Annotated in this window: 20 protein-coding genes; 14 read left to right on the forward strand and 6 right to left on the reverse strand. The window is 72.1% G+C overall.

The window, feature by feature from the left end; translation table 11 throughout:
- Nucleotides 1-127: 127 nt before the first annotated feature.
- Nucleotides 128-319, reverse strand: coding sequence for a 50S ribosomal protein L28 (rpmB, locus tag BM290_RS45295; RefSeq protein WP_026207002.1), 192 nt, complete (start codon nucleotides 317-319; stop codon nucleotides 128-130).
- A 174-nt stretch (nucleotides 320-493) separates the two neighbouring features.
- Here rpmB and BM290_RS45300 point away from each other — a divergent pair, with 174 nt between their 5' ends.
- The 3 genes from BM290_RS45300 to BM290_RS45310 are packed head-to-tail and all read left to right on the forward strand — an operon-like array spanning nucleotide 494 to nucleotide 5,183.
- Nucleotides 494-2,698 (forward strand): DAK2 domain-containing protein, encoded by a 2,205-nt coding sequence (locus BM290_RS45300; protein WP_093622209.1) that lies wholly within the window; start codon nucleotides 494-496, stop codon nucleotides 2,696-2,698.
- Nucleotides 2,695-4,869, forward strand: a complete 2,175-nt coding sequence (gene recG / locus BM290_RS45305) for an ATP-dependent DNA helicase RecG (RefSeq protein ID WP_093622210.1) — start codon at nucleotides 2,695-2,697, stop codon at nucleotides 4,867-4,869. Before BM290_RS45300 ends, recG begins: the two co-directional genes overlap by 4 nt.
- Entirely contained in the window at nucleotides 4,866-5,183 is a 318-nt protein-coding gene (locus BM290_RS45310; RefSeq protein ID WP_093622211.1) for a DUF952 domain-containing protein, read from the forward strand. Before recG ends, BM290_RS45310 begins: the two co-directional genes overlap by 4 nt.
- A gap of 4 nt (nucleotides 5,184-5,187) precedes the next feature.
- On the opposite strand, the gene BM290_RS45315 is transcribed toward BM290_RS45310, so the two are convergent.
- The gene (locus tag BM290_RS45315) at nucleotides 5,188-6,429 is read right to left on the reverse strand and encodes an LPXTG cell wall anchor domain-containing protein (protein WP_143134208.1); all 1,242 of its coding nucleotides are present in this window, start codon (nucleotides 6,427-6,429) and stop codon (nucleotides 5,188-5,190) included.
- A gap of 94 nt (nucleotides 6,430-6,523) precedes the next feature.
- Entirely contained in the window at nucleotides 6,524-7,444 is a 921-nt protein-coding gene (locus BM290_RS49380) for an LPXTG cell wall anchor domain-containing protein (RefSeq protein WP_203779923.1), read from the reverse strand.
- 313 nt (nucleotides 7,445-7,757) lie between these two features.
- On the opposite strand from BM290_RS49380, the gene rsmD reads away from it, so the two are divergent.
- The 9 genes from rsmD (at nucleotide 7,758) to mutM (ending at nucleotide 13,921) form a co-directional block, all read left to right on the forward strand.
- On the forward strand, nucleotides 7,758-8,321 hold the full coding sequence (gene rsmD, locus BM290_RS45325; RefSeq protein WP_093622213.1) for a 16S rRNA (guanine(966)-N(2))-methyltransferase RsmD: 564 nt from the start codon (nucleotides 7,758-7,760) through the stop codon (nucleotides 8,319-8,321).
- The gene (gene coaD / locus BM290_RS45330; protein ID WP_093622214.1) at nucleotides 8,318-8,797 is read left to right on the forward strand and encodes a pantetheine-phosphate adenylyltransferase; all 480 of its coding nucleotides are present in this window, start codon (nucleotides 8,318-8,320) and stop codon (nucleotides 8,795-8,797) included. The genes rsmD and coaD overlap by 4 nt, the downstream gene beginning before the upstream one ends.
- Before the next feature lie 65 nt (nucleotides 8,798-8,862).
- A complete protein-coding gene (locus BM290_RS45335) occupies nucleotides 8,863-9,360 on the forward strand; it encodes a hypothetical protein (protein WP_093622215.1) in 498 nt (165 codons plus the stop codon).
- Between the two features lie 74 nt (nucleotides 9,361-9,434).
- Nucleotides 9,435-9,998: a YceD family protein gene (locus tag BM290_RS45340; protein ID WP_093622216.1), complete on the forward strand. Its 564-nt coding sequence runs from the start codon at nucleotides 9,435-9,437 to the stop codon at nucleotides 9,996-9,998.
- Between the two features lie 5 nt (nucleotides 9,999-10,003).
- Nucleotides 10,004-10,177, forward strand: coding sequence for a 50S ribosomal protein L32 (gene rpmF / locus BM290_RS45345; protein ID WP_093622217.1), 174 nt, complete (start codon nucleotides 10,004-10,006; stop codon nucleotides 10,175-10,177).
- Nucleotides 10,178-10,213: 36 nt separating this feature from the next.
- Nucleotides 10,214-11,176: a phosphate acyltransferase PlsX gene (locus tag BM290_RS45350; RefSeq protein ID WP_239144134.1), complete on the forward strand. Its 963-nt coding sequence runs from the start codon at nucleotides 10,214-10,216 to the stop codon at nucleotides 11,174-11,176.
- Complete coding sequence (gene rnc / locus BM290_RS45355; RefSeq protein ID WP_093622219.1) at nucleotides 11,173-11,898, forward strand: ribonuclease III; 726 nt, start codon at nucleotides 11,173-11,175, stop codon at nucleotides 11,896-11,898. Before BM290_RS45350 ends, rnc begins: the two co-directional genes overlap by 4 nt.
- Nucleotides 11,899-11,960: 62 nt before the next feature.
- Nucleotides 11,961-13,058: a mannosyltransferase family protein gene (locus tag BM290_RS45360; protein WP_239144132.1), complete on the forward strand. Its 1,098-nt coding sequence runs from the start codon at nucleotides 11,961-11,963 to the stop codon at nucleotides 13,056-13,058.
- An 11-nt stretch (nucleotides 13,059-13,069) separates the two neighbouring features.
- Nucleotides 13,070-13,921: a bifunctional DNA-formamidopyrimidine glycosylase/DNA-(apurinic or apyrimidinic site) lyase gene (gene mutM / locus BM290_RS45365; protein ID WP_093622221.1), complete on the forward strand. Its 852-nt coding sequence runs from the start codon at nucleotides 13,070-13,072 to the stop codon at nucleotides 13,919-13,921.
- A gap of 176 nt (nucleotides 13,922-14,097) precedes the next feature.
- On the opposite strand, the gene BM290_RS45370 is transcribed toward mutM, so the two are convergent.
- The 3 genes from BM290_RS45370 to BM290_RS45380 are packed head-to-tail and all read right to left on the reverse strand — an operon-like array spanning nucleotide 14,098 to nucleotide 18,586.
- A complete protein-coding gene (locus BM290_RS45370) occupies nucleotides 14,098-14,652 on the reverse strand; it encodes a spherulation-specific family 4 protein (RefSeq protein WP_093622222.1) in 555 nt (184 codons plus the stop codon).
- On the reverse strand, nucleotides 14,649-17,072 hold the full coding sequence (locus tag BM290_RS50495) for a hypothetical protein (protein WP_239144131.1): 2,424 nt from the start codon (nucleotides 17,070-17,072) through the stop codon (nucleotides 14,649-14,651). The genes BM290_RS45370 and BM290_RS50495 overlap by 4 nt, the downstream gene beginning before the upstream one ends.
- Nucleotides 17,069-18,586: a DUF3492 domain-containing protein gene (locus tag BM290_RS45380; RefSeq protein ID WP_093622223.1), complete on the reverse strand. Its 1,518-nt coding sequence runs from the start codon at nucleotides 18,584-18,586 to the stop codon at nucleotides 17,069-17,071. The genes BM290_RS50495 and BM290_RS45380 overlap by 4 nt, the downstream gene beginning before the upstream one ends.
- Before the next feature lie 765 nt (nucleotides 18,587-19,351).
- On the opposite strand from BM290_RS45380, the gene BM290_RS45385 reads away from it, so the two are divergent.
- Nucleotides 19,352-19,546 carry a hypothetical protein gene (locus tag BM290_RS45385; RefSeq protein WP_043532705.1) on the forward strand — a complete coding sequence of 65 codons (195 nt, stop codon included), beginning with the start codon at nucleotides 19,352-19,354 and terminating at the stop codon, nucleotides 19,544-19,546.
- A gap of 202 nt (nucleotides 19,547-19,748) precedes the next feature.
- Nucleotides 19,749-23,330, forward strand: coding sequence for a chromosome segregation protein SMC (smc, locus tag BM290_RS45390; RefSeq protein WP_093622224.1), 3,582 nt, complete (start codon nucleotides 19,749-19,751; stop codon nucleotides 23,328-23,330).
- The last annotated feature ends 2 nt before the right edge of the window (nucleotides 23,331-23,332 follow it).

Genomic DNA, 23,332 nt, shown 5'->3' on the forward strand with positions numbered 1-23,332 from the left:
AGCGCCCGCGGGCGACTGGGCACGCCGCGCCCGGACAGTCGGCACCGTGGAGTATCGGCCGGAAACAGCGAGTAGCCGCTGAACCCGGAGGTTCAGCGGCTACTCGAACTGGCCTGTTGAAGCTCGATCAGGCGCGGACGACCTTGCCGGCCTTGATGCACGAGGTGCAGACCTTGAGCTTCTTGGTGGTCCCGCCACCGGCCGGGGTGCGCACCGACTGGATGTTCGGGTTCCAGCGGCGGTTGGTCCGCCGGTGCGAGTGGGACACGTTGTGGCCGAAGCCCGGTCCCTTGCCACAGACGTCGCACACGCTAGCCACGGGATACTCCTGGGTGTGATTCGAAACTGACCTGCTCCAAGAACTGGAGGCGCCCAGGGAAGCAACGCCCAGGCAACCCGGCGAGCTTACCCGATTCGCTGGGGGGACAGCCAATCGCCCCCGGTCAGGGGTGCGTCCCCGGCGATTGTCAGGGGTGGTTAGTACGATTTTCGCGTGCTGGAGACCCTCGATGCCGCCGCGGTACGCCGCTGGTGCGATGGCGGGCTCGAGGCGCTCCGGGTCCATCAGCGTGAGATCGACGACCTGAACGTCTACCCCGTGCCCGATGGGGACACCGGCACCAACCTCGTCCTCACGCTCACCGCCGCCCACGAGGCGCTGATGGTCGTCCGTGACTCGGGTCACATCGGGGTGGAGCGGCCCGGCCCCGAGGGTGTGGCGGGGCTCATGCGGAGGATGGCGCGGGGGGCTCTGCTCGGCGCCCGCGGCAACTCGGGTGTGATCGTGTCGCAGATCCTGCGGGGGATGGCCGACACGTTCGCCGGAGCGGTGGCGGTGCGGGGTGGCGAGCTGGCCCGCGCGTTACGGACGGCGACGGACGCGGCGTATGCGGCGGTGGCCCGCCCGGTCGAGGGCACGGTGCTGTCGGTCGTGGCGGCCGCCGCGGAGGCCGCCGGCCGGATCAAGTCCGACAGTCTGGTCACGGTCGCCCGGGAGGCGGCCCGGGCCGCGGCCGAGGCCCTCGCCCGCACGCCGCAGCAGCTTCCCGTCCTGGCCGACGCGGGTGTGGTCGACGCCGGTGGTCGCGGGCTGTGCCTCCTGCTCGACGCCCTGGTCGAGGCGATCGACACCGACGAGACCGACACCGCAGCGGCCCGCGGTGATGGGGTGGGTCGTCCAGCCGCCGGTGCGGCCGTTGTCGGGGTGGCCGGTCCCGGCGGCGGTGATGGGGTGGGCCGTTCAGCCGGAGGAGCGGCCGTTGTGGGAATGGCCGGTCTCGGCGGCGGTGATGGGGTGGGCAGTTCAGCCGGCGGTGCGGCCGTTGTCGAGGCGGCCGGCCCCGGCGGTGAGGGCGCGCCTAGGGCCGACGGCGCCGATGCGGTTGCCGGACGTCCCTGGGAAAGCGCCGATGACGGGACGGGTGAGCGGATCAAGGCCGGCGGTGTCCCGGATCCGGGTGCACTCGCTGATGGTCCCGAGCGGACGACCCCGATGGCCCGGGGCGACATGCCACCTGAAGAAGCCCGGCAGGCCGGGCACGGCGGAACATCCTCCAGCAGCGCCCGGCACGGCGCGACGGCCTCCGGTGGTGCCGGGCGCGGTGGGGCGATTTCCGGTGGTGCCGGGCGTGGCGGGTCGGCCTCTGGTGGTGCCGGGCATGGCGGGACGATTTCCGGTGGTGCCGGGCGTGGCGGGTCGGCCTCTGGTGGTGCCGGGCATGGCGGGACGACTTCCGGTGGTGCCGGGCGCGGGGGGACGACCTCCGGGGGCGGCGGGCACGGTGCCGGCGAGGCGGGTTGTTCGGGGTATGGGTTCGAGGTTCAGTACCTGCTGGACGCCACCGAGGAGGCCGTCGCGCGGCTGCGGCTGACGCTGGACCGGATGGGCGACTCGCTCGTCGTCGTGGGGACCGGTGAGGGGGATCCGCCGACCTGGAATGTGCACGTTCATGTCACCGAGATCGGGCCGGCGATCGAGGCGGGTATCGAGGCCGGTCGGCCGTACCGCATAAATGTCACCCTCCTGGAGGACCGCCCGACCGGAAGTGATCAGCGCGGCGCCGTGGTCGTCGCCGCCGGGGACGGGCTCACGGCGCTGTTCGAGGCGGAGGGCGCCGTCGTCGTGGACCGCAATCCGTCGACGGCGGAGATGCTGGCGGCCGTGCACGCGACCGGCGCCCGTGCGGTGGTGCTGCTGCCGAACGACGCGAACACGCACGCGGTCGCCGTGTCGGCGGCCCGGGAGGCGGAGACCATGGGGGTACGGGTGAGCGTCGTCCCCACCCGGTCGCCGGTGCAGGCGCTCGCCGCTCTGGCCGTGCGGGACGCGCAGCGCCCGTTCGCCGACGACGTGATCGCGATGGCCGAGGCGGCCGGCGCCTGCCGTTACGGGGAGGTGTGCACCGCCCAGCGGGACGCGTTCACGGTGGCCGGCCGGTGTCGCGCCGGTGATCTGCTGGGCCTGGTCGACGGCGAGGTGCACGTGATCGGCCGGGATGTCGCCGAGGTGAGCCGCCGCCTGCTGGACCGGATGCTCGGCGGCGGCGGCGAGTTGGTGACCCTGGTGCTGGGCGCGGACGCGCCGCCCGGGTTCGAGGACGTTCTGAGGGGGCACGTGCACCGCGCGTGGCCGTTCAGCGAGGTGCAGTGCTACGCGGGCGGCCAGCCCCGTTACCACCTGTTGGCAGGAGTCGAATGACCACGACCGACACCCCGTTGACCAAGGTGCTGGGGGCGAAGACCGCCAAAGCGCTGGAGGATCATCTGGATCTGCGGACGGCCGGTGACCTGATCTATCACTTCCCACGGCGGTACGACCAGCGTGGCGAGCACACCGACCTGCGCAGCCTGCAGGTGGACGAGCAGGTCACGGTGCTGGCGCAGGTGCAGGGGATGAGTGTGAAGCCGATGCGCCAGCGCCGCGGCAACATGCTCGAGGTGACCATCGGCGACGGCTCGGGCGCGACGCTGACGTGCACGTTCTTCAACCAGGCGTGGCGGGAGCGGGAGCTGCGCAAGGGCGTGTGGGGGCTGTTCGCCGGCAAGGTGACCGAGTTCCGCGGCAAGCGGCAGCTCAACGGCCCGGCCTACCAGCTGCTCAGCGCGGACGCCTCGAAGGACGACGCGGCCGCCGAGATCGAGGAGTTCGCCGGCGCGCTGATCCCGGTCTACCCGGCGGCGCAGGCGGTGCCGACCTGGGTGATCGCCAAGTGCGTGCGGACCCTGCTGGACACCTTCGAGCCGCCGGACGATCCGATGCCGGCCGGGATCCGGGCGGCCCGCAACCTGGTGGGCATCGGGACGGCGCTGCGGGAGATCCACCGGCCGAGCTCCGAGCCGTCGCTGTACTCGGCGAAGCACCGGCTGAAATGGGACGAGGCTTTCGCCGTACAGCTGACGCTCGTGCAACGCCGGGCGAAAGCGGCCGCGGCGCCCGGCACCGCCCGGCCCCGCGCCGACGCCGGGCTGCTCGCGAAGTTCGACGCGAGCCTGCCGTATGAGCTGACCGAGGGCCAGCGGGACGTGGGCGAGGAGATCGCGGCGGATCTGGCGCGGCCGCATCCGATGCACCGGCTGCTGCAGGGCGAGGTGGGTTCCGGCAAGACCCTCGTCTCGGTGCGTGCCATGTTGCAGGTGGTCGACGCGGGCGGGCAGGCCGCGCTGCTGGCGCCGACCGAGGTCCTGGCCACCCAGCACTTCCGGGGCATCTCGGCGCAGCTGGGCGCGCTGGGCCGGGCCGGTGAGCTGGACGGCGATCCGGAGGGCACGCAGCTCACCCTGGTCACCGGCTCGCTGGGGGCGGCGGCCCGGCGTGCGGCGCTGGCCAAGGTCGCCGACGGGACCGCGGGCATCGTGGTGGGCACCCATGCGCTGCTGTACGAGGGGGTCGACTTCAAGGATCTCGGCCTGGTGGTGGTCGACGAGCAGCACCGGTTCGGGGTGGAGCAGCGGGACGCGTTGCGGGCGAAGGCGGCGAGACCACCGCACGTGCTGGTGATGACGGCGACCCCGATCCCGCGGACGGTGGCGATGACCGTCTACGGCGACCTGGAGACCTCGGTGCTCTCGCAGCTGCCCCGGGGCCGGTCGCCGATCGCCTCGCACGTCATCCCGGCCCTGGAGAAACCGGCCTACCTGGACCGTGCCTGGGTGCGGATCAAGGAGGAGGTGCGGGCCGGTCATCAGGCGTACGTGGTGTGCCCGCGGATCGGTGAGGACGAGGAGACGCCGCCGAAGGACGACGAGCCGTCCCGCCGCCCGCCGCTGGCCGTGACCGAGGTGCTGCCGCTGCTGCGCGACGAGTATCTGAAGGGCCTGCGGATCGCCGTGCTGCACGGCAAGATGCCGCCGGAGGAGAAGGACGCGGTGATGCGCTCGTTCGCCGCCGGCGATCTGGACGTGCTGGTGGCGACCACGGTCATCGAGGTCGGTGTGGACGTGCCCAACTCGACGGTGATGCTGATCCTGGATGCCGACCGGTTCGGGGTGTCGCAGCTGCACCAGCTGCGCGGCCGGGTGGGCCGGGGCTCGGCGCCGGGCATCTGCCTGCTGCACACCGAGGCGGTCGAGGGTTCGGCGGCCAGGGAGCGCCTGGACGCCGTGGCGTCGACGACCGACGGCTTCAAGCTGTCCGAAATCGATCTGGAGCAGCGCCGGGAGGGCGACGTGCTGGGCGCGTCGCAGTCCGGCAAGCACTCGCACCTGCGGCTGCTGTCGCTGCTCCGCGACGAGAAGCTGATCAAGGAGGCGCGGGCCGAGGCGTCCACGCTGATCGGCGACGATCCCGACCTGTCCCGTCATCCGGCGCTGGCGGCCTCGGTCGCGGCACTGGTCGACGAGGACCGTGCCGAGTATTTGGAGAAGGGTTGATCTTCCATCTGTGCCCGCGCGCGGCGTGGGCAGAGGCCGGGCCGTTCCTCGAGGCCGAACCGTTCCTGCACTGCTCACCGGCGGACTGGGTGCACGTGGTCGCCGACCGGATCTTCCGGGGCCGCGACGACATGGTGCTGCTGGAGATCGACGAGGAGCGGCTGCCGGGCCAGGTCGTCTGGGAGGACGGCGATCCGCCCGAGCCGGACGGGCGGCAGTTCCCGCACGTCTACGGCCGGATGCCGACGGGCGCGGTGGTAGCCGTTCACGACTACCGACCGCGCCCGGACGGGACCTTCCCTACGGTGACCTGACGGATCAGGCGGTGAAGTTCACCTTGCGGCGGCGGGCCAGGATGAACAGCACGGCGCCCGCGACGAGCAGCAGGAACGCGCCACCCGCGACACCGGCGGCGGCCGAGCCGGTCAGCGGCAGCTCACCGTCTTCGTCGTCACCGGCGACCGGAGTCGTCGCGATCGGGCTGGGGCTGGTCGAGGCGGTCTCCGACGGGGTCGCCGAGGGGCTCTCGGACGGCTCGTCGGTGGACGGGGTGGACACCGAGGTGCTCGGGCTGGGCTCGGTGCACTCGCCCTTCTTCACCGGGACGGTGACCGGCTCGGCGCCGGTGATCTCCGGGTAGGTCACGGTGGCCGTGGTGGCCTCACCGGCCGGGAAGGTCACCAGCTCGGACTTGCCGGGGGCGACGGTCGCGGTCTTGGTCTCGGAGCCGTAGGTCACCTCGGCCTTGGCCGGGGTGTTGCCCTCCGGGTTGGTCACCGTGATGGTGACGGTCTCGCAGTCGTTCTCACCGGCGGCGGTGGGCACGCAGGTCTCCGGGCGCGCCCAGCTGTAGGTGAAGTCCGGCAGACCGGGAGCGGTCACCTTGACGGGGCCGACGCCGGCCGGGACCTCGACGGTCTCGCCCTTGCCCGCGGGCACCTTCACGGTCTTCTCGAAGCCGTTGCCGGTCACCCGGAACTCGACGTCGTACTTGCTCAGCTTGCCGTTGTTGCTCAGCTGCAGGTCGACGGTGCCGTCGCACTCGGCCACCGGCTGCACGGCCGGCTGCACGCAGGCCTTGTTGCCGCCGTTGAACCAGCCGGCCGGGCCCTGCGAGCGGGAGCCCGGGCCCTTCTTCTCGCCGAGCTTGGTGTCGCCGTAGTACTTGCTGCCGTCCAGCGGGTCGATGACGTCCTTCTGGCCGCCGAAGAACAGGTCCACCTGCGTGTTGCAGTCCGGGACCTCGACCTCGAGCGTGACGACGCCGTTCTTCTCCTTCAGCGTGCCGGTCTTGCTCTGGAAGACGTACTGCGGCGTCGCGAACTGGGGCTTCGGCGCGAAGTAGGACACCAGGGTGACCTCCTCGGCCACGTCCAGGTCCTTGTTCGGCGTGACGGTGGCGGTGGCGATGCCGCCGTTGATCGTGAAGGTGTGGGTGAACAGGTAGGGCTTGTCGGCGCCGCGTGGGGTGGCGCCGGCAGGGTTCGCGAAGGCCGTCAGGCCGAGCAGCGCGCCGGCCAGCACGGCCAGGACACGACGCCCGCGAGGGGTTTTGTTCATCTGTTCTCCGATGAGGGGAAATGGGCGGGGGCGCGCCGAATCGGATTCGACGCGCCCCCGGTTGTTGCTGTTGTCGTGTGGTGCTACGCCGTGATCAGGCGGTGAACTTCACCTTGCGGCGGCGGGCGACGAAGAACAGGGCGCCACCGATGGCCAGCAGGCCCGCGGCGCCGGCGGCGACGCCACCAGCGGCGGCACCGGTGACGGGCAGGCCGCCACCCTGGCCGGCGTCGTCACAGTCCTTGGGCTCGGTCCAGGCGATGGTCCCGGACTCGCTGTAGATCTTGCCCTTGTACTCGACGGTGAAGGTCACGTCGACCTTGAAGCCCTTGTTGGCGCTGAAGGTCTCGGAGCCCTTCTTGCCGGCCTCCACGACCAGCTTGCGGGTCTCGCCCTTGCTGGTCTTGTAGTCGACGGTGAACGGCGTCTTGTTGTCGGTGTTGTCGACGCCGATGGTGATGGTGTCGCAGGTCTCCTCGAAGATCGGCTTGGCCGGAACCTCTTCGGGGATGGAGACCGGCGGTTCCTCGGTCTCGGGGGTGCTCTCCGACGGCGACGGCGACGGGGAGGTGCTGGGGGTCTCCTGCTTCGGCGGGGTGCACTCACCCTCGAGCGGGACGCTTCCCGAGGCCTCGGCCGAGTACTCGTTGTTCCACAGGATGGTCAGCTTCAGGCCCGCGCTCTTGGCGGAGCCCGCGACCCGCTGCGTGCCGGTGAGCTGCTTGTTGCTCTGCTGCCACGGGCCGTTCTCGACGATCTCGCCGCCGTCGATCGGGGTGTCCGAAGTCTTCTCCACCTTGGTGAACTTGACCTGGTTGCCCTTCTGGCTGCCGTACGTGTCGACCACCCACTTGACGACCCACTCGCCGGTGACCTGATCGCAGGAGGAGGAACCGCCGACCACACCGTGGTGGGCCTGAGCCGGGGCGGCGAACACCGCGACGCCGGCGAGACCGATGAGCGACCCGGCGACCAGGGCGGACACCCGGCGAAGCGGGGACTTGGACACGTTCACGCCATCTCCTGTGTAGGGGGTTTAGGTAGGAGCGCGCGAGGAAACCACAGATGTCGCCGGTGGATTGAGCGAACCTGTGACGACGCCTCCCCGCGTCATCGGCGGGGACGATAGAACGCACCCGCAACGTCGCCCGACCATAGTCACTTCGCGAGATCAAAGAAACGTCTCAGCCGCCGCTAATGGTGTTGTTGCCAACCTGAGATCTTCGATCTACCGAACGGCACCGTAACGTCGCGCGCAGTGCCCGTGTGGAGGGACAAAGTCCACGCCGTCGTGGTCTTGCGCCGGTGGTGAAGTAGCGTTCCGTGTGATGACAAGGATTATCGCGGGCGCGCACGGTGGTCGACGTCTCTCCGCTCCGCCGGGCGCGCACACCAGGCCCACATCGGACCGGGTCCGGGAGGCCTTCTTCAGCACACTTGAGACGATGACCGATTTGTCGGACACGCGGTTTGCAGACCTGTACGCCGGATCCGGCGCGATCGGACTGGAGGCGCTCTCCCGTGGCGCCGCCCACGCGCTCCTGGTCGAGGCGGACGGCAAGGCGGCCCGGGTGATCCGGGACAACATCGTCGCGCTCAAGGTCGGCTCCGCGGCCAGGCTGGTCACCGGCAAGGTCCTGCAGGCGCTCGGCGACCCGCCGTCCGGTGGGCCGTACGAGGTGGTGTTCGCCGATCCGCCGTACGCGCTGGGCGACGACGAGATCACCGGAGTGCAGGAGCAGTTGGTGGCCAACGGATGGCTGGCTCCGGACGCCGTGGTGATTTTCGAGCGATCCACCCGTGGCGAGCCGCTGAGCTGGGTGGACGGTCTGATCGGGGACCGTACCCGGCGTTATGGCGAGACCACTCTTTGGTACGGTCGCCGATCATGAGACGAGCGGTGTGTCCAGGCTCCTTCGACCCGGTCACCAACGGGCATCTCGACATCATCGGACGGGCCAGCCGGCTCTTCGACGAGGTCATCATCGGAGTCCTCATCAACCAGTCGAAGACCGGGCTGTTCACCATCGAGGAGCGTCTGGAGATGCTCCGCGAGGCGACCGCCCCGTACGAGAACGTCCGGGTCGCCTCCTTCCACGGACTGCTCGTCGACTTCTGCCGGGCGCAGGGCGCGGCGGTGGTGGTCAAGGGCCTGCGGGCGGTCAGCGACTTCGACTACGAGCTGCAGATGGCGCAGATGAACATCGGGCTCTCCGGTGTGGAGACGCTGTTCATGCCGACCAACCCGCTCTACTCGTTCCTGTCGTCCAGTCTGGTCAAGGACGTCGTGAAGTGGGGTGGCGACGCCTCGTCGTACCTGCCGGACAATGTGCTGGCTCGCCTCGTCGGCCGGTTGAAGCAGAATTAGGCCGCTTGGCAGTAACGTGATCGCACCACGCTGGGTGGCGGTTCGACGACGGGAGTGAGGCACCGGTGGATCCGCTCGACCGTATCGACGAGCTCATCGAGCTCGTCCAGGACGCGCGCTCCGTGCCGATGTCGCGGACGAACTTCATGTTCGACCGCGGCGAGATGATCGAGCGGCTCGAGGAGTTGCGTGCCGAGTTGCCCTCGGAGCTGCGCAAGGCGGCCGCGGTCCTGGACGAGCGGGACCGCATCGTCGACGCCGGCCGCCGGGAGGCCGACCGGATCGTCAGCGAGGGCGAGAGCGAGCATGCCCGCCTGGTCTCGGTGAACGAGATCACGGTCTCGGCCGAGCACGAGGGCGCACGGATCATCGCCGAGGCACGGACCGAGGCGCAGCGGCTGCGTGAGGAGGTCGACGACTACGTCGACACCGCGCTGGCCAACTTCGAGCAGTTCCTGACCCGGGCGCTGGCGTCGATCGAGCGGGGACGTGACAAGATGCACGCGCTGCGCGAGATCGGCACTTTCCAGGGCGAGGACGCGGAGCGACCGCTCCCCTTTTAAAGAGCCCGATTCGACGACGTACAGCAAGCTCAGGTAATGTTTTCGGTCGGCCTACCCATGGCTGAGGAATCACGATGCCCAAGTCACCGCAGAGCCACCTGGACCCCAGGCAACCGCTGGTCGTCGACACGACGAAACTGCCGCGGCAGCCTGGTGCGACGCGTGCCCTGAACAGGGTGGTGCCGGCCCCGGCAGACCTCGGTCTGGAGATGATCTCGGTCCCCGAGGGGTCCGATCTCACGCTCGATGCGAGCCTGACGTCGGTCTCCGAGGGGGTCTACGTCAGCGGCACCGTCAGCGGCTCGCTCACCGGCGAGTGCGGGCGTTGCCTCAACGAGATCGACAAGTCGTTCGAGGTCTCCATCGCGGAGCTGTTCGCCTATGCGGACAGCACCACGGAGGAGACCACCGACGAGGACGAGGTCGGCCGGATGCAGGGCGACCTGCTGGACCTGGAGCCGGCGGTGCGGGACGCGATCGTCCTGATGCTGCCGACCAATCCGCTCTGCCGCCCGGACTGCCCAGGGTTGTGCCCCGAGTGCGGGGTGCACTTCGACGACCTCCCGGCTGATCACAGCCATGAGGAAGTCGATCCCCGGTGGGCCGCTTTGCGCAACCTGTCAAACAACAAGGAGTAGGAACCGTGGCCGTCCCCAAGCGCAAGATGTCGCGCAGCAACACCCGCTCGCGCCGGGCGAACTGGAAGGCGACCGCGGTGACCACCGCGGCCTGCTCCCAGTGCAAGTCGCCGAAGCTGCCGCACGCCGCCTGCCCGGTCTGCGGCACCTACAACGGCCGCCAGGTCCTCGAGGTCTGACGCCGCCGCGTGACGCGCCCGATCATCGGGCGGGTCGTGCCCGAGCGGTGGCGAGCCACCGGTGCCACGGCTCCTGGACAGCGCACTGTCGGGGAGCCGGGCATCGCGCGGATCGCCGTCGACCTCCTCGGCGGGGACCAAGCTCCCGCCGTCGTGGTTGACGGCGCTCTGCGCGCTTGCAAAGCAGACCCGGCCCTTCACCTGACGCTCGTCGGCCCGGCCGATGCCGCCGACGCGGTTCTGGCCGCCCTGAAACCGGGCGACCGCCGCCGTATCACCACCGTCACCGCCCCGGCCGACTCGGTCGGCGCCGCGGTGCACGCCGTCACCGAGGGCCGGGCCGATGCGCTCGTCTCCGCCGGTGACACCCGGGCCACGGTTCTCTCCGCCGCCCGCGAGATGGGCCGCTGGCCCGGAGTCCGTCGTCCCGCGCTGACCGCCGTGCTGCCCACCGCCGCCGGCCGTCTCGTCCTGCTCGACGTGGGCTCGTCGGTCGACCCCGACGAGGAGACCCTCACCTGGCATGCCCGGCTCGGGGCGGCGTACGCCTCGGTCGTCCTGCGCATGCCCTCGCCCCGCGTGGGCCTTCTCACCATCGGCACCGAGCCCGGCAAGGGCGACCGCCTGCGCCGCGCCCTGCCCGCCCGCCTCGTCGACCTGCCGCTGCCCGGCGGCGGCCGCTACGCCGGCCTGGTCGAGGGCGGCGACATCGTGACCGGCCGGGCCGCCGATGTCGTGGTGACCGACGGCTTCACCGGGAACGTCCTGCTGAAAGGGCTGGAGACGGCGTACGCGCTCTCCGGTCCGCCGGCTCGCAACACCGATCCACCTCCCCGGGCGGCGCTGCTGCTCGGGGTCTCCGGCACGGTCGTCGTCTGCCACGGCGCGGCCACCGGCCGGGACCTCGCCGCGGGCATCGCGCTCGCGGCCGACCTGCACCGCCGCAACTCGGTCGCGGCGATCGCCGATCTTCTGAGCGCTCAGCGAGGTATCGCATGATTGACAAGCGTCGTCGCCCCTCCACTGAACCGCTGGAGGAGGCGTTCGGTGTCCCGTTCAAGCCGGAGCTGCTGGAACGCGCGCTGACCCACCGCTCGTACGCCTACGAGAACGGTGGCCTGCCGACGAACGAGCGCCTGGAGTTCCTGGGCGACTCGGTCCTCGGCGTGGTGATCACCTCAGCGCTCTTCCACAACCACCCGGATCTGCCGGAGGGCCAGCTCGCCAAGCTCCGGGCCAGCGTGGTCAACATGCACGCGCTGGCCGACGTGGCGCGCGGCCTGGGCCCGGAGGGGCTCGGTCCGCACCTGCTGCTCGGCAAGGGCGAGGAGACCACCGGCGGCCGGGACAAGGCGAGCATCCTGGCCGACACTCTGGAGGCGCTGCTCGGCGCGATCTACCTGGAGCACGGGCTGGAGATCGCCGGCGAGGTGATCCACCGGCTGTTCGACCCGCTGATGGCCGAGTCGGCGGGCCGGGGCGCCGCGCTCGACTGGAAGACCAGCCTGCAGGAGCTGACGGCGGCGCTGGGCCTGGGCGTGCCGGACTACGAGATCGAGGACTCCGGCCCGGATCACGCGAAGACGTTCACCGCCTGGGTGGTGGTCGCCGGTGAGCGGTACGGCGGCTCCGAGGGCCGGAGCAAGAAGCAGGCCGAGCAGCGTGCCGCCGCGGCGGCGTGGCGCACCCTTACGGAACAGTCGGAGAAGACCGAACCGTGACCATGGTCGAAGAAACCCAAAAAGAAGAGACACTATGGGATAAAGCGGGCGAACTGAGTGGAGTGCTCACCGCCGTCGGCATCCTGGCGCTGACCCGCGTCGGCCAGTTACTCATGATCAACTGGCTGAACGGTGGCGTCGCCGAGCCCCGGTCGCTCTGGGAACGGCTGCTCATCTGGGACGCCGGCTGGTTCCTACGGGTCGCGATGGACGGCTACCCGGAGGGCTACACCTACAGCTCGTCCGGCCAGCTGGAGGGCAACGAGCTCGCCTTCTTCCCGGTCTACCCGATGCTGATCCGGGCCGGCGCCGCCATCGGCATCGACCCGAGCGCGGCCGCCCTCACCGTGGCCTGGCTCGCCTCGGTCGCCGCCGGGATCGTCCTGCACCTGCTCGGCTCGTCGCTCTACGGCAAACGGGCCGGCTGGGCGCTGGTCGCCATCTGCTGTTCGGCCCCGGCGTCCGTGGTGCTCTCGATGGCGTACTCGGAAAGCCTCTTCATCGCCCTCGTCGCCGGCATGTTCGTCGCGGCGCACCGCCGGGTCTGGTGGGCGGCCGGCCTCCTCGGCCTGCTCACCGCGCTGAGCCGGCCGACCGGCGCCGCCGCCGCGCTGGGGCTCGCGGTCGCCGCGCTGCTCGCCCTGAAACACGACGACCAGCCGAAGTGGAAGCCGCTCGCCGCCGCGGCGGTCGCCCTCGCCGGCGTGCCGGCCTACCTCGGCTGGGTCGCCTACCGGGTCGGCGACCTCACCGCCTGGTTCAAGATCCAGACGGCGGGCTGGGGCACCTCGTTCGACTACGGCGCCAGCACCGGCCAGTTCCTCTGGACCACGCTGCGTTCCGGCGACGGCTGGATCCCGATGAGCGTCGCGCTGATCCTGCTGGCGGCGCTCGCCGCGGCCGGGGTGGCGCTGGCCCAGAAGCCGTGGCTGCCGCTGGCCGTCTACGGCGTGGTCGCGATGATCCTCGTCTACGGCCAGGCCGGGTTCTACCACTCCAAGCCACGGCTGCTGCTGCCCGTACTGTTGACGCTGCTGCCCGCCGTCGTGGCGGCCGCCCGCGCCCGCCCCCGGGTCGCGGTCCTGTCGATCACCGCCTGGGCGCTGTTCGGTCTCTGGTATGGCGCCTACCTGGTGACCGTCTGGCCGTACACCTTGTAAAGGACGTTGACGTGCCCGAGCTTCCCGAGGTCGAGACCGTTCGCATGGGCCTGGCGAAGTGGGTGACCGGCCGCACCATCGCCACCGCCGAGGTGCTGCATCCCCGCGCGATCCGCCGGCACCTTCCCGGCGACGCCCACTTCGCCGCGGTGCTCACCGGGCGGACGGTCCTGGACGTCTCCCGCCGCGGCAAGTACCTGTGGCTCCCGCTGGACTCCGGCGACGCGATCATCGGCCACCTCGGCATGTCCGGCCAGCTGCTGATGCAGCCCGCCGACGCCGAGGACGAGAAACACCTGCGGATCCGGTTCACCTTCACCGACGGCGGCCCGCAACTGCGCTTCGTGGACCAGCGCACGTTCGGCGGCCTGTCGGTCTCCGAGGGCGGCGCCGAACTCCCCGACGAGATCTCCCACATCGCCCGCGACCCGATGGACCCGCTCTTCGACGACGCGGCGTTCAACGCCCGGATGCGCGGCCGGCACACCGAGGTCAAGCGGGCACTGCTCGACCAGACGCTGATCTCCGGCGTCGGCAACATCTACGCCGACGAGGCCCTGTGGCGCGCCAAACTGCACGGCACGCGCCCCACCGACCAGCTCACCCGCCCGGCCGTCGCCCGGCTGCTCGGCCACGTCCGAGACGTCCTCGGCGAGGCCATCGTGGCCGGCGGCACCAGCTTCGACGAGCTGTATGTCAACGTCAACGGCGAGAGCGGCTACTTCGACCGGTCCCTCAACGCCTACGGCCGCGAGAACGAGCCGTGCCACCGCTGCGGCGCGATCATCCGCCGCGAGCAGTTCATGAACCGGTCCAGCTTCAGCTGCCCTCGCTGCCAGCCCAAACCCCGCAAAACCGCCTGAGCCGGTACGCCGTCGGCCGCCCTCGACCGCAGCCCCCACCTCCCGTGGCTCCCGCGCGACGCGGCCGGTGGTCCCGGCCTCCAGCGCGTCCGCCGGGCATGTGCGGTGGTCACCGCCCGGGCCGGCCCTGGGAGCTGTCCCGAGCCGTCGGACAGCTCCCGGGACCGGCCGGGGGGCTATCCGGGAGTGGTGGCGGGCGCCGCGCCGACCCGGGGCACGGCATCAGTGGCCAGCCCGAACCCGGCGCCCCGCCGGCCCATCAGACGACGGGCGGCGGTCAGGAGCGGGGCGGGCACCCCGTACACGATGTGCCCGTCTCCCGGCCGCACCCCGTCACCGTCCCAGCTCTGGTACGCCGACCACGGCCCTTCGAAGGTGCAGATCCGCACCCCGAGATCCCGGTACAGCGGATGTGTCGGCACCCCGGGGTTGAGGACCACCCGGTGCAGGCCGCGCCGGGCGGCGAGCCGGACGGTCAGCGCGACCGGCCCGACACCTCCGGACCCGGCCGGCGCCCGGTCGAGGAACAGCCCTTCGACACCGTCGGCGCGCCAGGCGTCCACGTCGGCGAGGACGTCGGCGAGGGAGCGGCTGCCCCAGTCCAGGTCGATCCGGCCGAGGGACTGGTGGAGGGTGCGGCGGTCGCCGGGCTGTTCGCGGACGATCCAGGTGTCGGCGTCCAGTTCCAGCTCGGGCGACGGATGGGCGTACGGGGGGAACAGGGTTTTCACGGCGTCCTCCGGAGGTCGGCGGCGGTCAGGGCGACGATGAGCAGGCCGGCGAGGTGGGTCGCGGCGAGGACCGCGACGGCGGCGGGCAGCAGCCCGGCCGGTGGCGCGGACAGCGCCAGCACGGTCGCGGCCAGCGGCGGGATGGTGGCGAGGGTCGCGGCGATCCCGTGCCGGGTACGGGCGGCGAGCAGGAAGGTGACCGCGAACACCCCGCCCAGCAGGGTGGCGGCGGCTAGCGCCAGGACGGCCTCCCGTGCGCCGGGGACGAGGGAGAACCCGTACGGCAGCCGGTACGCGGCGACGAGCAGCCCGCATCCGGCGGCGAGCGGCGGCAGCAGTCCGGCCAGCGTGATGGCGGTGACGTTGCGGATGTGCCGGTCGAGCTCCTCGGGGGTCTCGGCGGCGTCGAGCCCGGCGTCGATCCGGTCGGTGTGCCAGCCGATCAGCCCTTCGAGCAGCGGCACGGCGACCAGCAGGGGCAGGGCGGCGGGCAGCGGCATGACGGCCGGTCCGCCGCGCCACAGCAGGATCACCGAGATCGCCTGCGCGGCCCCGATGATCAGGTAGGCGGCGGCCCGCCGGCGGTCGGCGGCGGTGAGACGGGACCGGCGTCCGGACGCGGCTCGCCGGGGCAGCAACGCGGGACGGAAGGCGCGGATCCCGACCGCCACCATGGCGGCGGGCAGCAGTGTCTGAACCGGGACGAGGGCGGCCTCGCGAACCCCGCCGGCGTCGGCGAGGACGGCGGCGGCGAGCAGCCAGCACGGCGCGTACCAGCCCGCGATCACCCCTTCGGCGCGGGTGACCAGGGCGGCGGTCACGGTGGCGAGGGTGGCCAGCCCCCCGATGCCGACGGTGGCGGCGAGCAGCCGGTCGGGTCCGAGGAGGGCGTCGGGCGCGATCCATACCAGCGAGCACCACAGCCCGATGACCGCGGCGAACCCGGCGCCGACGGTCCGGGCCGCGGCGGCCGGCCCCCCACGGCCGGCGACGGTCACGCCGATGCTGGTCAGCCCCTGTGCGGCGGTCCATCCGAGCAGCACCATGACGGCCGGAACCGGCCAGGCGACCCGTCCGAGCGGTTCGGCCGCGGAGACCGCGACGCTCAGCGCCCCGAGGTAGAGCCCGCAACGCACCAGGGCGTTGTTCAGATAGGCGCTTCGCGTCCGCCGCGCATGCGACCAGCGGCCGATGTGCCGCCGTCCCGCTTTCCGGGCCTCCGGCACACCCCTGCGGCGGTACGGACCACGCCCGGCCGCATCCTCGCAAGAGGCTTCCTCGCCTCCCGGCCCCCCGGCGGAGTCGTCCGGTTCGTCGAGGGCAAGCCAGAGCCCTTCGACCACACCGTCCGCAGCGCCGTCCCGGCTCACGGAGGGGCCGGCCCACCCGCTCACCGCTCCCGCCGTCTCCCCGTGTACCGCGGGCGCTCCGGCCGTCTCTGCGTACCCGGCCGGCGATCCGCTGCCGTCGGTCCAGTCGCCGACGGCGCCGATCCCGACCCCGGTGTGCAGCGCCCAGTCGTCCCCGTGACTCCCGGCGTCGGCCCACCCGTTACGCCGCCCGAGCCCGGTCCCCACGCTGTCGCCCCACCCGGCCACCTCACCGTCGATCCATCCGGCGGCCGGCGACTCCACCGGAGCGTGACCGGTGCCGGCGACATTGACCCAGCTACCGGTCTGATCCATCCATGCGACGTGCCCGGCCCCGCCACCGCCGTCCCACCCGGTCGCCCGTTCCGGCAGGCCCTCGACCTCGGCACCGGCCCGGCCGCCGCCCCACGCGACGGGCTCCGCAGCGGAATCACCCCATCCGGCTCCCACCGGCCCGCCCCGACGCGCATAGCGCTCGGCGTCGTTGAGGTAGGCCCGGTGGTCGGGGTCCGCTTCGTCGTTGTCGGCGTTGAGGTGGGCCCAATGGTCGGGGTCCGCTTCGCCGTTGAGGTAGGCCCGGTGGTCCCTGCCCTCGCCGTCGTTCAGGTAGGCCCGGTGGTCCCGGCCCTCGGCGTCGGCCAGGAAGTTTCGGTGGTCACCGCTCCCGGCGAACCCGTGTGGGTGGTGGGGGGCGCCAGGAGACAGCGCCTGCCGGGTGCCGGCGGCCCACGGATCCCAGGCCGGCGCCGGAAACTCGACGTCGTCGACCGAGGCGTCGTCCACCGGTAGGCCGGTCACCGCGGAGTCGATGTCCGAGACGTCAGCGGCCGAAGTGCCGGCGACCGCGGCGTCGGTGACCGAGGTGTCGTCGGCGAGTGGCTCCTCGGCCGCGTGGCGTCCGCCGCGTCGCCGGGGCGGGGCCAGTTCCGGCTGGGCGGGCGCGGCGTGGCGGGGCTCACCGGTGGCGGCAGCGGCGTTCCGGCGGCGGTTGCGGTTGCGGGCGGTACGTGTGGTCGCGGTCCCGCCGGTGCCACGTGGCGTGATCGTCATGAGGTCTCCCGGGTGAGCCAGCGCACGGTTGCGGGGGTCGGGTTGCGGGGCGCGGGAACGGTGAGCGCCAGTTCGAAGGCCGTCGCCGGTGGTGGCGCGGCCAGGTCGGTGTAGAGCGCGCCGTACACCCGGACGACCCGGTCGACGGTGAAGTGGCCGAGGGCGCGCTGGCGGGCGGCGTCGCCGAGGGCCCGCCGCCGCCCGGGGGAGCGGAGCAGGCCGACGATGGCGATGGCCAGTTCGGAGGGGTCGCCGGGCGGGACGAGGATCCCGGTGTCGCCGAGGGTCTCGCCGGACGGCCCGATGTCGACACCGACCACGGCACGGCCGGACATCATGGCCTCGACGAGCCGGTAGGGCGGGTCGGCGGGCCCGGGAACGTGCGCGACGACCTGCCCGACGGTGTACCGGTCGCGGGGGTCGGCGGGCAGCGGGTGGAGCCGTATCGCCCGTCCGAGCCCGGTTCGCTCGATCTGTTCGGCGCAGTGCTCCTCGTGGGCGGCGGTGACACCGACCAGGTGCAGCACCACGCCGGGGACGGCCGCCGCGACCTCGGTGAACGCCTCCAGCACGAGGGCCAGCCCGCTGTCCGGTCCGCCGCTGCCGGCCCACACGACGGTGGGTGTCTCGGCGATCTCGGCGGCGCCCGGGTACTCGCGGGGGTCGACGCCGGCGGGCACCGGGACGAGCCGGGCCGGCGGGGCGCCGTGGTCGAGGGCCCAGCCGTGGTGGTAGGTGCTGAGCGGCGCGATCAGCTCGGCCTCGGTGTAGCCGGTGCGGGCGACGGCGGTGCGGAACCGGCGCAGCACGGTGCGCACGCTCGGGGAGAGCCGTTCCTCGGCGGGCCGCTGCCGGGGCACGGCGGCGCGGGCCTCGGTGAGCAGCAGGGGCGTGCCGTCGCGCCAGTGCCCGGCGAGGGCGGCGAGCAGCGGGGTGGTGCCGCCGACGCAGTGCACCAGCTCGACCTCGGGGATCGGCACGGCGAGGGCCCGCAGGGCGTGGCGGAGCAGGGTGGCCGCGGTGCGGGCGTCGCGCACGCTGAGCCGGGGCAGCGGCTCGTCGGCGGCGGTCTGCCGGTCCCGCCAGGCCTCCTGCAGGGCGTCGGTCAGCGGCAGGGGGGCCAGCGGGTCGGTGTCGGCGCCGGGCGGGCAGAGTCCGGCGATCCGCCGGAGGCCGTCGGCGAACAGGGCGGTGACCGGCGTCTCGTCGCCGAGGAGGCCGCGGCAGAGCAGGGCGGCGGCGCCGGCCGCGCCGTCGGGGACGGGGCCGCGGCGTCGTTCGGCTCGCGCCGGGTCCCGGCCCAGCGCGGCGGCGTGGGCGGAGCCGACGTTGAACGGGAGCGGGTACGCGGGTGCGGACGGTAGTTCACGGTCCGTGACGGTCAGCAACTCGAAGTGGAACCGGCGCAGTCCCTCGACGAGGGTCCGGCACCATCCTCCGAGGGCGTCCCGCCGGTACGGGTACCCGCCGCCGGTGAGCAGACAGATGCGCTCGCGGGACGGGGTCGGATTCACGCTGGAGGCAACGACGCAAACCGCCGAAGGTGCCGGAGCATGTCGGCTAGGCGACACAATTACGTCCCTTTTGAGGCGATTTGTCAGCCAGCTTTGCCCGTTTTTGCCCGAAAGGCCACGACGTGCGAGCCGGGTCGAGGGCTTGCGGCGCCGTCCGTACCCCCGTGGCTCGTCGATCTCTCGCTCGCCCACCGCCGGACCGCCCCGCGGTGACCCTTCGTCGCCCGCCGGAGACCGTCCGTGCGGCGCCCGCCGCGGGACCGCCGGACGGAACGGGACGAGCCCGTCCGAGTGCGCCGGATCTTGCGGAAACGGACCGGTCTTGACGAGATCGACATGTCCGCGAAAGATGTATAAGGCCTGGTGGGATGCCCCCGCAGGAGCCTTGAGGCGGCCTCGAGACGGCTTGGTGGCGTGATTCACTTGACTCGCGCGCCCAACCGGCACTGCCTCGGCTTGACGGAGGATGGGTATCGGCGGACTATGGAGTTGTCGCCAGTCGCGCCCACTCATGCCTCGGTTTGAGCACTGTCTCGGTTTGACCGCGGCCTGAGTTCCCGCACCATAAAGTGTCCCGCAGTTCGATTGGCGGGATTCTGCGCTCACGCGTGCCCGTGAGCATGTGGTGTGTCGGTTCGCATGAGGTTCACTGCGCACTGAACCGCTCGGGTGCGTGAAAAGGGCGCCACGCTGGCCGGCTTTTCCGGCAGCGAAAAAAGACAGCGCACCACACAAAATCGACGCAGCGCGTCACAAGGAGTCACGATGGCGAAGGCCCTCTTTGGCCACGTAGGTGCGGCGCCCGACCGGCGCCTCCTCGACGAGGTCACCCGACTGCGCTCCCGGGTCCAGTCCCTGGAGTTCGAGGTCACCCGTCTTCAGGCGGAGAACGACCGTCTCGCGGCGGCGGCCGCGGAGGCAGACGAGTTCGCACGGCTGACCGAGCCGGCGCTGACCTGAGCCCCACCTGATGCCGGGCGGTACTGCGGGGTAGCCAACCGGCGTCACATCCCCTCGTACAACAGACGCACCAGAGAAAAAGCGCGCCTCCACTCCCGTGGCGGCGCGCAGCTTTTTTCTCACCACGTGATTCCTGTCTCGGCGGCGATCGGCGGGTAGCCTGCCTCCCAGCAGACGAACGCAGACGACCCTCCGGAGATCCGTGCACCTCAAGAGCCTGACGGTCAAGGGCTTCAAGTCCTTCGCCTCCGCCACCACGTTGCGGCTGGAGCCCGGCATCACCTGTGTGGTGGGCCCGAACGGCTCCGGCAAGTCCAACGTCGTCGACGCCATCGCCTGGGTTCTCGGCGAGCAGGGCGCGAAGGCACTGCGCGGCGGCAAGATGGAGGACGTCATCTTCGCCGGCACGGCCGGCCGCGCCCCATTGGGCCGGGCCGAGGTGACGCTCACGATCGACAACAACGACGGCGCCCTGCCGATCGACTACACCGAGGTGTCGATCACCCGCCGGATGTTCCGGGACGGCGCCAGCGAGTACGAGATCAACGGCAACTCCTGCCGGCTGCTCGACATCCAGGAGCTGCTGAGCGACTCCGGCATCGGCCGGGAGATGCACATCATCGTCGGCCAGGGCCGGCTCGACGCCATGCTGCACGCGAAACCCGAGGACCGCCGCTCGTTCATCGAGGAGGCGGCGGGCGTACTCAAGCATCGCAAACGCAAGGAAAAGGCGATCCGCAAGCTGGACGCCATGCAGGTCAACCTCAATCGCCTCGGCGACCTGACCGCCGAGCTGAGACGGCAGCTCAAGCCGCTCGGCCGGCAGGCCGAGGTGGCCCGCCGGGCCGCCGGCATCCAGTCCGACCTGCGCGACGCCCGCCTGCGGCTGCTCGCCGACGACCTGCACACGCTGCGCACCACCCTGGACAAGGAGATCGCCGACGAGTCGGCGATGCGGGAGCGCCGCGGCCAGGTCGAGGAGGAGAACCAGGAGGTCCAGCGGATGCTGGCCGACCTGGAGTTCGCGCACGCCGAGGACGCGCCGCTGCTGCAGGCCGCGCAGGACGCCTGGTACAAGCTGTCCACCCTGCAGGAGCGGTTCCGGTCGACCGAGCAGCTGGCCACCGAGCGTCTGCGGCACCTGGCCTCCACCCCCGACGACGAGCGTCCCGGCCGCGACCCGGAGATGCTGGAGGCCGAGGCCGAGCGGGTCCGCGAGCAGGAGGAGGAGCTGCGCGAGGCCCTCACCGAGGACCAGATGCGCCTGGCCGAGGCGGTCGAGCACCGGCAGGAGCAGGAGCGCCAGCTGGCCGCCGCCGAGGGCGAGCTGCGGGCCGCCGCCAAGGCGATCGCCGACCGCCGGGAGGGCCTGGCCAAGCTCACCGGCAACGTGAACGCGGCCCGCGCCCGGACCACCAGCGCCGCCGAGGAGATCGAGCGCCTGGCGATCGCCCACGAGGACGCGCTGATGCGGGCCGAGGCGGCACAGGCCGAGGTCGACCTGGTGTCCGCCGAGTCCACCGAGGCCGACCGGGACAACGCCGACCTCGACGCCCGGCACGACGAGGCGGTCGCCGCCCACGACCGGGCCGCCGCCGTGGTCCGCGAGCTGAGCGACACCGAGCGGGCCGCCGAGAAGGACGCGGCCAGCTGGAAAGCCCGCGAGGAGGCCCTCGCCATGGGCCTCAGGCGCAAGGACGGCGCCGGCGCGCTGCTGGCCCGGGCCGGTCAGGTGCCCGGCCTGCTCGGCAGCCTCGCGTCGCTGCTGACCGTCCGGCCCGGTCACGAGGTGGCGCTCGCCGCGGCGCTGGGCGGGCTGGCCGACGCGGTCGCCCTCTCCGGTGTGGACGAGGCGATCGAGGCGATGCGTACCCTCAAGATCGCTGACGCCGGGCGCGCCGACCTGGTAGTCGCCGGATCCGCCGGGCCGGGCATGCAGGGCTCGCTCGCGAGCCTCCGGCCGAGCCTGCCCGAGGGCGCCGTCTGGGCGCCCGAGGTGGTCGACTGCCCCGAGCAGCTCCGGCCCGCCGTCAACCGGGCGCTGCGTGACGTGGTGCTCGTCCCGGACCTGGCCACGGCCGCCGCCCTGGTCGCGGCGAACAACGAGCTGCGCGCGGTCACCCCCGAGGGCGACCTGCTCGGCGCCTACGCGGCGGCCGGCGGCTCGGCCAAGGCGACCAGCTACATCGAGGTGCAGGCCGCTGTCGACGAGGCGAAGGCGAAACGGGCCGTCGCCGAGCAGACCATCGCCGAGGTCAAGGAGCAGCTCGGCGCCGCGCGCGCCGAGGTCGCCGAGCTCAAGCAGGCGGTCGCGGTGGCCGCGCAGGCCAAGCGGGCCGCCGAGGGCGAGCGCAACGCGGCCGCCCGCCGGCTCGCCGAGCTCGGCGCCGCCGCCCGGTCCGCGAAGGCGGAGAGCGAGCGGCTCGGCGCGTCCCGGCAGAAGGCCGAGGCGGCCCGCGAGGCCGATCTGATGCGGGTCGCCGAGCTGGAGGAGCGGCTGCGCCTCGCCGAGGACACCCCGCTCGACGAGGAGCCGTCCACCGAGGAGCGCGACCGGCTCGCCGCGCTCGTGCCGCAGTCCCGGCAGAACGAGATGGAGGTGCGGCTCGCGGTCCGTACCGCTGAGGAACGTGTCTCCTCCATCGCCGGCCGCGCCGACTCGCTGATGCGCCAGGCCAACCAGGAACGGCAGGCCCGGGAACGGGCCGCCGCGAGGCGCGCGGCACGCGCCCGCGGCGCCGAGATCGCCCGCGCTGTCGCGCACGGCGCGGCCGCCGCCCTGGAACATGTCGCCGTCTCGCTGGCCGCCGCGGCCGACCGCCGCGACCGGATCGCCAGCGAGCGGACCAGCCGGGAGGCCGAGCTCCAGGAGGTACGCGCGCACGCCAAGCGCCTCGTGTCGGAGCTGGAGCGGCTCACCAGCGAGGTGCACCGCGACGAGATGGCCCGGGCCGAGCAGCGGATGCGCATCGAGCAGCTGGAGGCGAAGGCCGCCGAGGACTTCTCGCTCGACGTCGAGACGCTGATCAGTGAGTACGGCCCGGACCAGCTCGTCCCGCCGACCCAGGCCGAGGTGGCCCAGGCCGAGAAGGACGGCAAGCCCGAGCCGTCGCCGGCCCCGTTCCACCGGCCCACCCAGGAGAAGCGGGCCAACAAGGCGGAGCGCGACCTCACCCTGCTCGGCAAGGTCAACCCGCTCGCGCTGGAGGAGTTCGCGGCCCTGGAGGAGCGCTACAAGTTCCTCTCCGACCAGCTCGAGGACCTCAAGGCCACCCGCAAGGACCTGCTCACCGTGGTCAAGGACGTCGACGACCGGATCCTGGAGGTCTTCACGTCGGCCTTCGAGGACACGGCGCGCGAGTTCCAGACCGTCTTCCAGGTGCTCTTCCCCGGTGGTGAGGGCCGGCTCGTGCTGACCGACCCGGAGGACATGCTCACCACCGGCGTCGAGGTGGAGGCCCGCCCGCCCGGCAAGAAGATCAAGCGGCTGTCGCTGCTCTCCGGTGGCGAGCGCTCGCTCACCGCGGTGGCCATGCTGTGTGCCATCTTCCGCGCCCGCCCGTCGCCCTTCTACATCATGGACGAGGTGGAGGCGGCCCTCGACGACGTCAACCTCGGCCGGTTGATTACCCTCTTCCAGCAGCTGCGCGAGAAGAGCCAGCTGCTCATCATCACGCACCAGAAACGGACGATGGAGGTCGCGGACGCGCTGTACGGCGTCACGATGCGCGCCGGTGTCACCCAGGTGATCAGCCAGCGCCTCGCCCGCGACCCGGAGGAGTAAGG

This window comes from Actinoplanes philippinensis (assembly GCF_900113015.1).
Taxonomy (GTDB): domain Bacteria; phylum Actinomycetota; class Actinomycetes; order Mycobacteriales; family Micromonosporaceae; genus Actinoplanes; species Actinoplanes philippinensis.